The organism is Nitrosomonas aestuarii (assembly GCF_003046585.1).
Taxonomy (GTDB): Bacteria; Pseudomonadota; Gammaproteobacteria; order Burkholderiales; family Nitrosomonadaceae; genus Nitrosomonas; species Nitrosomonas aestuarii.
Genome location: NZ_QAAE01000007.1, coordinates 157,717 through 171,435, shown reverse-complemented (window position 1 = coordinate 171,435; position 13,719 = coordinate 157,717). Strand labels below are relative to the sequence as shown.

Annotated in this window: 7 protein-coding genes; 3 read left to right on the top strand and 4 right to left on the bottom strand. The window is 42.7% G+C overall.

Translation table 11 applies throughout. The features are described 5' to 3' along the window. Nucleotides 1–10: 10 nt before the first annotated feature. Nucleotides 11–622: a DUF1788 domain-containing protein gene (locus C8R11_RS08245; RefSeq protein ID WP_219908570.1), complete on the bottom strand. Its 612-nt coding sequence runs from the start codon at nucleotides 620–622 to the stop codon at nucleotides 11–13. Continuing rightward, the gene (locus C8R11_RS08240; RefSeq protein ID WP_219908569.1) at nucleotides 619–1,212 is read right to left on the bottom strand and encodes a DUF1819 family protein; all 594 of its coding nucleotides are present in this window, start codon (nucleotides 1,210–1,212) and stop codon (nucleotides 619–621) included. Before C8R11_RS08240 ends, C8R11_RS08245 begins: the two co-directional genes overlap by 4 nt. 244 nt (nucleotides 1,213–1,456) lie before the next feature. Here C8R11_RS08240 and C8R11_RS08235 point away from each other — a divergent pair, with 244 nt between their 5' ends. From C8R11_RS08235 to C8R11_RS08225, 3 genes are all read left to right on the top strand, one after another. Beyond that, nucleotides 1,457–2,425 (top strand): OST-HTH/LOTUS domain-containing protein, encoded by a 969-nt coding sequence (locus tag C8R11_RS08235; protein WP_146159096.1) that lies wholly within the window; start codon nucleotides 1,457–1,459, stop codon nucleotides 2,423–2,425. An 8-nt stretch (nucleotides 2,426–2,433) separates the two neighbouring features. Further along, nucleotides 2,434–3,306, top strand: a complete 873-nt coding sequence (locus C8R11_RS08230) for a restriction endonuclease (RefSeq protein ID WP_107795283.1) — start codon at nucleotides 2,434–2,436, stop codon at nucleotides 3,304–3,306. A gap of 218 nt (nucleotides 3,307–3,524) precedes the next feature. After that, nucleotides 3,525–3,749 (top strand): hypothetical protein, encoded by a 225-nt coding sequence (locus C8R11_RS08225; protein WP_107795282.1) that lies wholly within the window; start codon nucleotides 3,525–3,527, stop codon nucleotides 3,747–3,749. A gap of 518 nt (nucleotides 3,750–4,267) precedes the next feature. On the opposite strand, the gene C8R11_RS08220 is transcribed toward C8R11_RS08225, so the two are convergent. Together C8R11_RS08220 and C8R11_RS16965 are read right to left on the bottom strand one after the other, a co-directional pair. After that, nucleotides 4,268–13,420 carry a Tc toxin subunit A-related protein gene (locus C8R11_RS08220; protein ID WP_107795281.1) on the bottom strand — a complete coding sequence of 3,051 codons (9,153 nt, stop codon included), beginning with the start codon at nucleotides 13,418–13,420 and terminating at the stop codon, nucleotides 4,268–4,270. A gap of 89 nt (nucleotides 13,421–13,509) precedes the next feature. Beyond that, nucleotides 13,510–13,647, bottom strand: a complete 138-nt coding sequence (locus tag C8R11_RS16965) for a hypothetical protein (RefSeq protein WP_219908568.1) — start codon at nucleotides 13,645–13,647, stop codon at nucleotides 13,510–13,512. Nucleotides 13,648–13,719: the final 72 nt, after the last annotated feature.

Here is a 13,719-nt window from a genome sequence, read left to right as displayed (position 1 = left end):
CTCTCCTTGTTTATGCTTCGCAGTGAAAAATATTGAATGCCCGGTAATACTTGTCGTCATGCAGTCTTCCGAATAGATCGAGCGACGCACCTGCTTCCTGAGAGTGGGTGTAAGCTCCCGGAAAAAACATGACAGTCGGTTTTTCCTTTGCCGTACTTTGCAAATTATTCAAAACATTGTGTGAACGGATATAGGGGAACACCTCGCCTACGCCGGACAGAAAAAGAACCTCGAAATCCGTGCTATCCAGCTTGATCGCGATGGCTGGAACAAGATGCGCTTCAGGGTCCAGTACGCCTTGCAGCAGTTCTTTAAGCTGTTCCTTGGAAACCGATTCCTCCATCTCAAGAATCTGATTCCAGATATCACGTTCCTTGAGAATTTCTATAGCAAGGTCATACAGATTGATTTCCAGAATCCTGATGCCAGCTTGTCCTAGACGATTGATCAGTTGACGCTGGAGTCGCTCCATTTCAACAGCTTCTTCCGGTTTGAAAGGACAAATGAAGAATGGAATTTCGTTACCGAGACCTTGTTTGTTGAGAAAACGTTGGCCCGAGATTACGGCAAAGAGATGCTGAAATCTGTCTTGTATTGGCATTCTGGCGATATCCGATTTCACTGCGCTATTCTCTTTAAGTCTGATTCAAATATTGGGAAGTAGAGTAGATCCCGGCGGTTAGTGCGAACTACCAAGTCAATTAACTTTGGAGTGAGTATGGTGGTATTTATCATGTTGTTCGCTGTTAGCAGGCCAGCTTCGTGTAGCATTTTGAACAAAACCTGCCGCAATTTATTTCTTGTTGTTGGGCGAATCACATCAAGCTCCGTGTGCCATTCTGATTTTCTGTTTAGAAAGGCATCAAAATCTTCGTGGTTCAGATCAGTTTTTAAAGTGATAAAGCGTTCTCGAAGGACTTCTACTGCAAAATCTGCAATAAACTTGTATCGACGACATGCAGCGATCCAAAGCAGATAGCTCTGCTCTTGACGACTGGCATCGATCAAAAACCTCAATTCTTCAATGCTGAATGCTTTTAAGCGCGCGATAACCTCGCGGCATATCCGCTTCTGGGTATTTAGTGTTCTGGCTTGTAAAAGGTTTTCATCAATTACTTTATTTCGTACCGCGATCCAGTCTCTGAATTCAAGATACAACCCGGCCAGCTTCGCTGATTCGCGGTGAAATAGCCCACCGGTTGTAAAAGACATGATGTATCTATCGTGACTCATTCGTGATCTTGAATCCTTTTGTATGCTTGACCGAACCATTGATCAGCAATCGATAAATTTAACAATTATATCCGGTTCAGAATGATCTGTAGAACACGAAACGACACAGGGCTGAGTATTTGTTTCTTTATTAACTCAAGAAAGCTGTTTTATTTATCAAATTCCTTAATTGGTAAACCAGGTAAAACCTAATTTCAAAAGGTTAGATGCCGTCATTAATGAGATGTCAGAACAACGAAATTCCCGGCAAATGGACTCAGATCAGCAAACCGCACCGCAAAACCTGGAAGCTGAAGTGTTACGAAAAATCGGTAGGAATCTGCTGATTTTCCAGCAGATTGAATATATGCTGAAAAGAATTCTAGGTAATTCTCGAGTGCAGGGGTATGTCCATGAACTGGCAATTAACAAAGAAAATCGTGTCAATGGGATTCAGAAAGATATGCTGGGGCAGCTTTTTCAGCGGTATAAGGATGAAATTTTATCGAATCCTGATGAAGAACAGCAAGGGCCGTCAGATTTGCACAAACCCTGGATTTCTTCTTGTTTCAAAACCATCGGTGATAATGATTTTTATAAGCATCAATGTCAATCCTATGAAATGGTCCGTGAGGAGCGCAATAAGCTGGTTCACAATTTTCTGCCTTACTGGCGTCCTGATTCTCAAGAACATTTGATTGAGGCCATGAGTTATCTTGACGGGCAGCGTGAAAGAATCCTGCCTGTTTGGGAACATTTGAAATCAGTCTATGAAAATTTCAAGCGGGCAATGCAAATGCATGCCAACTTATGGGCTTCAAAGGAGTTGAGTCAGCAATTCGAGTTGATGTGGTTACAGATAAGTCCATTGGTTAATTTATTTTGCGATATCGCAAGCAGAAATGCCGGTGCTGATGGTTGGGTCTGTCTGGCTTATGCCGGAAGACTGGCGCATAAAAATGCTCCTGATGATGTTGCCAATATGAAAACAAGGTATGGATATCGCTCTTTCAAGAAGCTACTGATGGCGTCCGAATATTTTGAAATTTTCGACGAACCATTACCGAATGGAAGGTTCCGGACATTTTATCGATTACGGGATATCAATCTTCATCAATCTCACAATGAGTCTGGAAAAACCAGACGAATTCAATTAATCACTGAGATTAATTCTTCAAATAACTCGATTAATGATTCCAACACAACAGAATAGATAAAATTATGGGAAGAAGAAAAACCGGCCTTGTCGACGATATATTAACCATAACTGCAGCATTGCCCTGGTGGATAGGCATAACTCTTGCAGCTACCGCTTATGTTGCTCTGCACCATTATGCCTCACTTGACGCGCCTAAGACCAATGTTGCGCTTGGACAAGTGGGTCATATGATTATTGATCAGGCAGGAAAAAATCTCGCCTACTACGGGCAATATATTCTGCCAGCCCTGTTTTTTATCGGCGCCCTGGCATCTTTCTTCGGGCGAAGCAAGCGAAAAGACCTTGTCAAAACGGTTACTCATGATACTTCCGGCAATATGCTTCGCGAAATGGATTGGAAAGATTTTGAGTTGCTTGTTGGTGAGATTTTTCGAATGCAAAGTTATTCGGTTGTTGAAACAGGCGGCGGCGGTGCAGACGGCGGCATCGATTTAATACTTAAAAAAGACAATGAATTGTTTCTCATACAATGTAAGCAGTGGCGTGCGTATAAAGTTTCAGTTAACGTCGTGCGCGAACTGCTCGGAGTAATGGTAACAAAAGGCGCTACGGGCGGATTTGTGGTAACGTCCGGTATTTTTACAGCTGAAGCACAATCTTTCGCTAAAGGGCAAAATATCGATTTAATTGATGGTGTCAGGCTTACAGCTATGATTGAAAAAATCACCAAGGATAACTCGAACCAGACTGCTAATAAACTGATGGCTTCTTTGAAAACTTTGCCTGAAACTGAAATATCAACGACTGTACCGGATTGCCCAAAATGTGGACAGTCGATGGTAAAACGAATAGCCAAGAAAGGCGCAAATGCCGGAAGCAGATTCTGGGGATGTTCCAGTTTTCCAGTATGTCGAGGTATCCGGATCATAAACTGAAATAAGATAAAAACATTCTGAGAACTTCCTCATTCAAAAGAATTAACTTTCACTTTTTGATTTTAGGAACTGAACTTGCTATTCTAATTCTACTTTTTACTCATTGTGTCACAGCAAGTTAAGTACCTATGCGACCGTCAATTGCGCTCAATCTGAACTAGATACAACGATGCAAATTATCAGTGCATGTCTAATTACTAAGCAAGAGAAAAAAATTTATGAAGAAGGCTAATATAAAAGATGAATTGAGATCTGAATATAAACGAGAAGATCTAGGGAAAGGCATTCGTGGCAAGTATGCCATGGAATATGCTGAAGCACATAATATAATTCTACTTGATCCGGAAGTAGCTAAGGCATTTCCAAGCGATGAAGCTGTAAATAAGGCATTACTGTCCTTGATGAAAGAAGCGCACACATCAAAAGAACTTACCAAGAATTAGAACAAATACCAGCAAATTAGTGCGGCGCTTAGAACCTTGCAAAAAACGCTGTCAGGTTAAGGAATTAATCGTTCCAAATATTGATGCGCAGAATTTTTATATCTGCATGTTGTTTCAACAACTCGTCACATCAGTTGTAAGTGATTTAGGGTACTCCCAAATTGACTGTGTCAAATTTGTGTCAAGCCGTAACTGAAATACCGTTATTTGAGGTTTGTTGACACTGATTTTGGCTGTGGCAAGCGTTGTAAGTGTTTGATTTATAACTATCTATAATTTGCAGCCAAGTTTCGTAATCAGTAGGTCCGCGGTTCGATTCCGCGCAACAGCACCATTAATATGATGCAGTTATGTTTAGTTATTAATGGCCACAGTGACAAATAAACAGTACTGACTAAATTTTTAGTCCCAGTTATAGACCCAGTAAGCAGTTGACCTAGAATTATGTAAATCAGCTTCCAATATTTTCGTAAGCATCCAAAGAGACAATGCATACAGAAGAAATTAAATTTAAAATTTTAAATTTTAAATTTAATTATCAACATTAATTCTTCAAGATTAGCTAATGATCCAGAGTCAACTGACAACTCGAATTCGTTATCTAGTTTAATGTCACTGTTGTTGCCACGACACAGTTTCAGTTCATTACTGATTTTTGACAAATCAGTAATCTCGCCATCAATATTGATCGAGTAAGAATTTGGATTATTCTTAATTTTGGCAATAAACATTACGTCTTCTATAGCTGTATTTGCAAATACCTGTGTAAAGTACGGCAATCTGGATTTAGCAATGGTTAACTTAACGGAGCCATTTTTCTTCAGAGATTGCCATTCATTTGATAAGTCGTGCCTCATATTTAACATGCTATGCAATCCCGTCTCATTCAGTGCTTGCTCAATATTTTCAAGCTGTTTTGATAAAGATTGCGTTGCTGCCAATTTGAGACGTTCGCCACCTTCACTGGCAGTGTATTTCAGTTGGAGAATCGCATCGGCAATCGTATGGTAGTCATATTGGCGAATTGCGGGTAATTCCAGGCGCCATTTGCTGACAGCACCCGCACCTTCGAACGGCAGATAGCGTTCATCCCTGAAATTAAGTTCAAACATTCCGCTATCATTCTGCGCCGAACTCACAGCTACCGCACTGATTGGGATGATATAAGTACTAAAGCGCTCATCCGTCTCTTCGGTATTTTCTTGGTATCCCTTGCCACCTATCGCCGTGTTGCGGAATTTGTGCTCCAACAGACTGAGGGTTGCATTAATGCCAGTATAAGGACCGGCAACACAGGGAATTGATAGCGATACCGATTTGACGCGGCGTTTGTAATGACCGGGATAATCCAGGTCGAATAACACTTCCGGTATGACAAATTCACATTTTCCGGTTTCTCTCAACGCGATCAATGCCAACGGATCGAGTTGATTGAGAGAAATGTGCCTGGTGATTTCATAATCATAGCCGCGCTCATTTTGATAAGCAGCTTCCAGCTGTTTGAGTCCCACGTAAAGTTGCTCGCCCGCCAGCAAACCCTCGCGTCCTGCATCGAAATAACCTGCCTGAATGAAGTTGGCGCTACTGATGCCGCGCTCAAAACAATAGGTTTTCTCGACTTTTTTAGCGAGATCATATGCAAGATTATAAATCTGACGACACAAGGTTTTTAAAGTACCGTGCATCCAGGTATATAGCTCTTCGCTGGTGTATTTGTTCTTCAGGAATTCTTCAACTTCACTGGCATTGTCGATTGCTTTTTGTTGATTGGTGATTTCCTGATTGGCGATATTGATGCGTATTTCCTGGACGGTTATTTGCTTGTCAATCTGTTTGAGCTCATAACCGGCAGCATTCGCCTGGAAGATGCGCTCTTGCAAGGTGCGGGTAAAACCACCTTTCTTACCGGCGCTTGTTGATGCATAAGTGAGTTCACTGGCATCAAGTTGTAAAAATTTAGCCCACGCTTGTGAAGCGGCGCCAAAATTTGAACCGCCAACAGAAATTGACATGCCAATCCCAAAAGGCTGAATGTTTCCACTAAAGTTAGGAATAATATGCAAAATACTCGCAATTTTCTCTGGCAGTGCAGCTGCTAATTGTTTGTCCTGGGCTTGACCCGCCTTATCCATATCCTCTTTCTCAAACGGAATCAATTTTAATCCGCTATCCCCATCGACGGTCACAATGTCATTGGGTATTCCGTTGAATTCCACCGTTTCATTGGGCATCAAACTTTCATCCAGGCCGCTCAGTTTTAGGTAGTATTTCATCCTGGCTTCCGGCCCCTTACGGTTTTGTTGCAGGCTGTCGATATTCTTTTGCGCTTCCTCCAATTGTTTTTTCTTGATTTCCATCACCAGATTTTGCATCACGTTCTCATGCCTTGTCCGGATTAGCGCGATGGTTTCGTTGTCTTTTTTCTCAATTGCTGACAACATAGCGCCACCCAGTGATTTTAATTCATTGCATAATTCCAATGCCTTTTGTAATAAGTAATAGAAGCGGTAATTCGGCATCGGCGTATTAAGGTCATTTAAAACCGATGCGATGCTTAATCCCTGCGCAGCCGCTTTAACCAATAAGGCGGGATCAATTGGCGGTTCAAATAACGGAAGCTTACGGAATACGCCTTGTATATTGAGACAATGTCGTATCTTATATAGCCGGTCAGCCAATGTATCCCAATACCCCATCAGTTTTGGATTGTTGGGGATACAGAAATATAAAGACGAAGCGATACCATAAATATTGGCAAAAACCATTTCGTTATTGATCGTCCCAAAAGGTAAAGCAGTCTGATTACTGAAAGGTGCTGCCAACTCCAGTTCAACCACCGCATTGCCAAAGGCGTCCCACTTATCCAGTAAGCCAAGATAGGTTTGCGGTTTAATTTTGCCACGTTTGGGTATCATCATGGGTTTTGGTCCGAGGATATGCCCTGCCAACACATAAATTTGAGTCGCTCGATTAAGTGTTTCAATGGTGTCTTGGCGGAACAGATAATCACCCCAGGCCAGAAGATTATCGATGTATTTCATCACCACCCATTTCATGTAGGCAACCGGCCGGCTTCTGGCCACAACATGGGGCATGAAAGGCTTATTCCGCCATTCGTTAATGGCATCATTCTTCTCATTTGGTTTGAGATTATTAAAAATGCTATCCAGAACCTGCTGACTGTTAATTTCTTTGAATGGCTTGAATTGCCAGAAACGGTTGTCCGCATTACCTGCAGCAATGGGATTAAATACGAAGTGGAGCCACTGCATGGCCTCCTCAAATTGCTGGGCCTTACTTAACGCATCCGCCAGAAGAATGGGCGTATGAAAAAATAACTCCCAGTTGTACAACGAGTAAGGGCGTTTGAGCTCATGGTAAATGTCCGGGGTAGCCGCACTTGCATCCTGATCAAAAGGACCAAAATCATTTGCGGGCATTGATAAGTTGTCGCTAAAAAAAAGAGTTAGCTGACCGAGATTGATTCTGCCTAAAAGGCTTTGCGTTTTCGAATGATAAAATTCGCTTTGAGAAAAATCTAATCCCTGTATTTTTTCTTTTGCGTTATCTTCATAAAAGTAAATATCCGTATTTTGCCTTGTTAAGTTTGCAGAATCTATCTGCCATGAATACATCTTTCCATCATTTTGATTAAAATAATTAATAGGGATCGGTGACGTAACAACCGCAGTGCCAGTTCGTAGCGTATTGCCGTTAAATTCAAATGCGCCTTTAAATCCGCCATCACTATCCAGATTATCATCAACTTCAATCAGCACTTTTTCTTCATAGATAATGGGAACAAATTTGAAATACTGGATATCATTAGCAGCATCTCTTGGGTCCGATAAAACAGCACTCCTGCTTATTTGTTTCTGCGTCCATTTTCCATTGCGATACTCACTCCACCCCATTTTTATTTCATAATATTCCACGGGTTTGGAGGTGTTAACGCTATCCTCAGCCACGTCTTTTATTTTTTTACTGCCATCATTTGAAGGTTTGGTTTTCTTCATTATTTGCGGAAAGAAGATCAGCAAACGGCCATTCCAGACGACTGGAACAAGGTAGCAGCCATTTCCTTTTATTTCCTGTGTGAACGCGTTTTCCTCGTCGTAACTGGGGATATCCACCTGTATTTTTTCCCATGAATACCAATTCATTTCATCCAGTGCCAAATAACGGTAATAAAAGAAAAAAGGCGCATTGCGAGTACGCGAAAATACATGGAGTTTTGCACTGTTGCTCCACTTCACTCTACCTTCTGGCGTTGTTGTTCTCTGACCATCAATGTATAGACCCACAACTTCCATATTGGCCACGTCATCAACTTTATACAGATAAGATTTCAGGGCATCGGTGACATTCTGTTTATTGATGTCTTTCTGCAAAAGCTCACCCTCAAGCTCCTTGAAGAATGCGCTTTTATCATCGCGTAAATTGCTTTCTATCCAGTTTTCGGGATACAAAAATACTTTTCGATTGGCTTCCCATACCCGATAATGCTGCACCCAGTTCCAACGCGGCCTGTCTAAAACATCTGACTGAATTCCATTATGTTCTTCTTCCAAACCCAGGAAGCAACGCTGTACAAAGAGCTGAACGGATGAAATGGCTTGTTTGATGCGCGAGGTTTCCATGCAGGCATCCATCTGCACGTCAATCAGGAAATATTCGAACAGGCCATCGGCATCGGTGACATTCCAGGCAATTAACTCCGGTTGCTGCAGCAGATAGGCAGTCAAAGCATCGCGTTGATGATTGCGCAGTTCATCGTTCAAAGGTTTGACGACTTGTTCCCAATCCGTTTGATTATATTTGGCACGGATGCTGTTCTTGATGCCATCAGCTATTGCACGGCATTTTTTGAATCTGGAGGTCGGTATCGCCCAATCAAACAGCGAGTCAATATCCATGCCGATTTTGTCAGCGACGTTCAAGGCTTTTTGCAGTTTGAGCAGATTTTCTTCGTTACGATAATCTGCTAATTTAACGAGATTAAAATGATCCTCGGCAATCAATTTTTCGATGCGATCTTTCTTCCACGCCGTCAATGCAGCAATCTTTTCGCTGAGCCCGGCAGGGTCGGATGCGTCATCATAAACCCAATTCCAGAAATCGAGCATGTTCAGTATGGCTTGCGGCAACGAATTACGCAGCCGGACGTAAGCCTCCAGGCGCAACCAATGTTCAAGTGTCAGTGCATTGAAATCCAGATTTTCAAATTCAATTTTGTTTTTATCGAAGAACCGAAGCTCATCCGCGCTTAAATCAAAACCAGAAACCAGCATGGCGGCTTTTTTCAACGCTATCAAAGCCGGCTCGCATTGTTTGGAAGCAAAATCAGGTATCAACGCAGATGATGGCAGGACAGTAATTGCAGAAGCAGGCGTTTTCCAGAAAATATGTCTAAGCTCGATACCTGTCGTAGACAATTTATATAATTTACCGGCCTGGAGCGACAGCATCGCACTCCACCACTCATTGGTTGGATCTTCCTGCACGGTAAAATCCAAACTAACCCCATCAATACTGATAACAGGTTTATTATCGCTGTCTCTGGCAATAAATGTATAACTGCCATCTGCTGCAGGAATCAGGTATCCACTCCAATTTGCTTCAGCAGGCTTGCTGCTATCCTTGATTTTTTCAAAGGTGTCATAAACGGGCGCAACGGGCGTTCCCTGTTTGAGTATTTCTGATACCAGTACGTCGGTAATTTTACTGTCGACTCCGGCAAAATTGGCCAGTGTATCAATTACAAAACGATACGTTAATTGTTGGCGCAAATAAGGTAAGAAAATATCCAGGAATGCTACGCGTTTTTGCGGTGCCGTATTTGAGTCTGCCTCACCTTCAGGGATTTGGTCGAGTGCAACAGTAATGTCTCCTGATTTGATAATCGCTATGAGTGACGCTTTTTCGGCACTCGTTTTGGTTTTTTCGTCTTTAAAAATGCCGATTAGCAATTCCTTAAACAGTTTATCCTGTTGTTTCTGAATGCGCTCAAGCGCCTTGACCCACAATGGGTCATTGCTAATCGTTTGATAATTTGCCGCTTCACTGTCGGTTAAAATACCGGTGATCTGGATCGTGCCTTGCGTTTTGTCATATTTTAGTTTTGCTTTAAGTGTTTGGGTATCCGGCAAAGTGAAATCAAGATTTTTTGGCGCATTAGTTATAAATACATTGCTGCCTTCCAAATAGGCTAAAATTTTCTCAACAATACCGGCATCAAACAATAAACTGGCTTTTGCACGCACTAAAGTACTCGTACCCTGTTCCTGAATATTGATTTTTTTCAACGCTGCATCGGTAATCGCTGGATCGGCTGTCAAATCCTTGTGCGCTTCATCAATCGCATTCAAGCCATCGTACAGCGTTTTGCTGAGTTGTAGAATTTCCTTTTGAGTGGGCGCAAACGGTTTCCTTTTATCATCTACATTTCTTATGATGTAATTCAATTGCTGATGACTGAATCCGGCATCTTCCATTTTGCCCCAGCGCTTCATGAATGCCAGCGTCGCATGGGCATTTGCAAAGATATTGCCGAACAATGGCGAAACCCCGACAAAGGCAGGAATTCTTAATCCGAGTATTTTGGCTAATAACCGGTAGCGGTAAAGCAGGGATAAGTTATCAAGGGTAAGCTTATCTTCCATCGCAGTTGCTTCTTTGACTAACTGAATGTCATCGGCGGAATAATTGAGCGCCGCCATCACCACTGGAACGTGTTCGGACAGTTTGGCATCCCCCGATAAATAATTACCGCTACTATCCGCTCTGAAAATTTTGTCGATCCCCAAGACGTTGTGCGTCAGGAATAAGCGTTGATAAAGGGATTTCTCTCCGGAAGTACTGATTGCTGCCCAGAAACTCAGCAATTTGATGAGCTCAAGACCGGTTTTATCGAGCAGTTTTCTGACGGCTGCTAACTGATGGATAAGTTCAGGGGTAATATCAAAAACTTGAGCGCAGGCTTCCTCTTCGTAATCGCCACAATCACCGTCAACATCGCCACATTCATCGCTACCATCATCGCAGATGCTCTCGTCCGAGTGACTCAAACCGCCACTTTCCTGATTTCTGGCAACACTCAATCCGACAACCGCTTTGTCAATTTCGTCAATCGTCCAGCCCAGCTTGCGCCATAAACGAATAAAACGATGAATCCGGTCGTATTCCTCAACTGTCAGCGCAGTGCCATCTAAATGTTGCAATAATGCAGTATCTAAATTGCAATTATCTTTTTGTTCGGTAAAGGTCAGATAAACTTCATTTTCAATGACCAGGAAGATTCCTCTCTCACCTTTTTCGCCAATGAATGATAAATTTTTAAAATTATCTGGATTTATTTCTTCTGGATTATTATTTAATAATGTTATTTTTCCAGTTTTCTTGTCAATACTTCCCAGTTCTACAACTCGATCACGGAATTCATAAGAGATTTTACAGTCCTCAACCTTATACAATGCTGCAATACTGGAAGTGACATTCAGCATTGAAGGTGGATTATTACCACTCAGGATTCGCCCATCAACACACCCTTTTCCGCTCTCAATCACGATCATTTTGCCGATTTTTTCGAATTGGTATTTCACCCAGCAGATAATGTCCTTATCGCAAATCCCGGTTTCACACGAACGGGATTCCGGGCAACTCAACACCTTTTTGTTGGTCAGCAGTTCAATCTGTTCTTTGATTAATGGCACCCAATCGGCGAATTTTTCCATTTTCACCAGATCTTCTGCCATTTTATCGATACCATGAATCCTGGCGTAATTCTGCAAAAACCGGTAGCTGAAACGCAGGCTCTCCATGATCACTTTTGATCTGCCCTTAGGCAGACAGGGATTGATGGTCTGGGTTTTTAACAAATCGACTAAATTGAAGTAATCAATGCCGGTGCGCCGCAGAAACGTTTTCTTAATGAGCGTCAGTCCTTCCTCACCCAGCATCGTAGCTTCGTCATCATAACCGTAATACTCGTTAACCGGCTTAACGCCAATCAATGATTTGTATTCACCATCGGTATGGTTCCTGTTTTTCAGTCTATCCATCAATGCTTTGGTTTCAAAGCATTCTTTGGTCAAGATGACGTACTCTTCCATGGTTATCGCTAAGAATTCGGCATCCGCTGCCCGATTCAAGGCCTCATCCTTAAGGTCGGTCAGACCGGCATCTTCTCCGTCATTATTTTTTCGGAAAGTATCGATCAATTCATGGCGGCTGGTATCAAGGAATTTTAGATAAATTCGTGCTGCATCGATGGGTTGGTGATAAGGCAGGGTAAATGGATAGACTTCTTTTTTCAGGATGCAGTAGGCCTGATATTCGGTATGCTGCGGGGCGGCGAGTAACTCGCCACTGGTTTCATCGTTGACATTGAAGGGTTTTAGGTATTTAAAAGCGACATAATTTTCCATCACCTCGTTCACCAGATCGACATAAGGGATCAGCGTATTGGTATTCTGACAAGTCAATTCTAGGCAACCAAGGTCTGGCCTGCGATCAAAAAGCTTTTCCAAAGGCGTATCGGAAATATCCTTGGGATTGAATTTAATTGCTATCGAACCGCCTGCATCAGGATCAAGGTTGTTATTGCGCAAAAAATTGAGCAGTTCCACATAATAAGCCGCTGCACTATAGACTGAATTGCACTCGCCACACTCACAAAAATCCGCATCACCGAACAGCAGGTCCCACGAGAGATTGTGTTTGAGAATATTTTCATTGAGTTGATCTGCAACTGACTGTGTTTCAACCACTGCTGCGCCGACTGGCCTCAGGTTTTTAGCTGCTGCGTGTTCCGTCAAGCCCAGACTCTTATCGATCATTGCCACGCCTGTAGGCTGAGCCGCTTCTCTAATAGACATCAGGAAATGTTCATTGCGTACTTGCGCTTGCTGGGCATTGTCATGGATCTGCAACAGCGTATTTTCGTCCAGGTCACTCTCGTCGAGCGCCGCGATGAACTGTGCTTTGGGTAAGGCAGCAATACGCATTGCCGATTGCAAGTTGGCATTAAAAAGAACTGGTACTGCATCTGCTAGCGGGCTGACGGCCGCAATACGTTGCAGGTTTTTGAATTGCATTTTAACTGCTTCCTGCGATTCCACCGGAATGCCTTTCCAGACTGCTTCATTTTTAAAGAGCTCATAAATGGAAGTAGTCCTGATATTGAAATCGGGTTGCTTGACCAAAACCGATGCAACATTGGCGCCCACCGCATCATTTAATATCGGGATTTCGGGGTCTTTGATCATATTCACCAACATGGCTGTTGGTTCAAGATGAAACAACTCGCGATGCAGGTTCAGTGCAAAAGTTCGTCTACCTTCCTCGGACTCCCCCGGCGCAGCCACTTTTATTTTTTCGACGAGTGCGGTTTTGTTCAGATTCAATGCAAGGTCACGCATTGAATTGATTTGGCTGTCTTTCTGAAAGACAGAAACCAGCCTGGCGTTGTTATGGCTCCAGTCGGCCAACTGATGGGTAAATTCCAGATTCTGGATCACCGCATCAGTGAAACCTTCCTTCCCGGAAAGCTGGGATTTGATGGCGGCCCAATTGCCGTTATTTTCATTGAACACTGCTTCAAAAGCTTTTTGTTGTTTCTCGGCTTTTAAGTCAAATTTAAAGAAATTGATTTTTTGATTAAAAGTTACCATCGTATCCTCCTTAACAGGGGAAGGTTTTTATTTCAAATTAAAATTCAATAAAACAATTTTTCCACTTGCCTATTCTCGTTCAGCCATTGTCACACGCCACGTCCTCCTTTGGCGACGCTTACATTCGAACGTCGTCCGGTACACGGCCGTTTCTGCACAAAACGTATTTTGATAGCTTTCCAACGGTTGGAAAAATCATCATCGCCTGACGGCAATGTCCAAACCATGTGCATGTAATCCGGAAGCACCGCCCAGGCATCGAAATGAAACGGTGAATCGCGCCCGGCGGTTCCTTCTTA

What these genes read in the sequence shown, in the direction of transcription:
- C8R11_RS08240 (WP_219908569.1), bottom strand. Translation starts at nt 1,212, where the DNA reads ATGTCTTTTACAACCGGTGGGCTATTTCACCGCGAATCAGCGAAGCTG.
- C8R11_RS08235 (WP_146159096.1), top strand. Translation starts at nt 1,457, where the DNA reads ATGTCAGAACAACGAAATTCCCGGCAAATGGACTCAGATCAGCAAACC.
- C8R11_RS08230 (WP_107795283.1), top strand. Translation starts at nt 2,434, where the DNA reads ATGGGAAGAAGAAAAACCGGCCTTGTCGACGATATATTAACCATAACT.
- C8R11_RS08225 (WP_107795282.1), top strand. Translation starts at nt 3,525, where the DNA reads ATGAAGAAGGCTAATATAAAAGATGAATTGAGATCTGAATATAAACGA.
- C8R11_RS08220 (WP_107795281.1), bottom strand. Translation starts at nt 13,420, where the DNA reads ATGGTAACTTTTAATCAAAAAATCAATTTCTTTAAATTTGACTTAAAA.
- C8R11_RS16965 (WP_219908568.1), bottom strand. Translation starts at nt 13,647, where the DNA reads ATGGTTTGGACATTGCCGTCAGGCGATGATGATTTTTCCAACCGTTGG.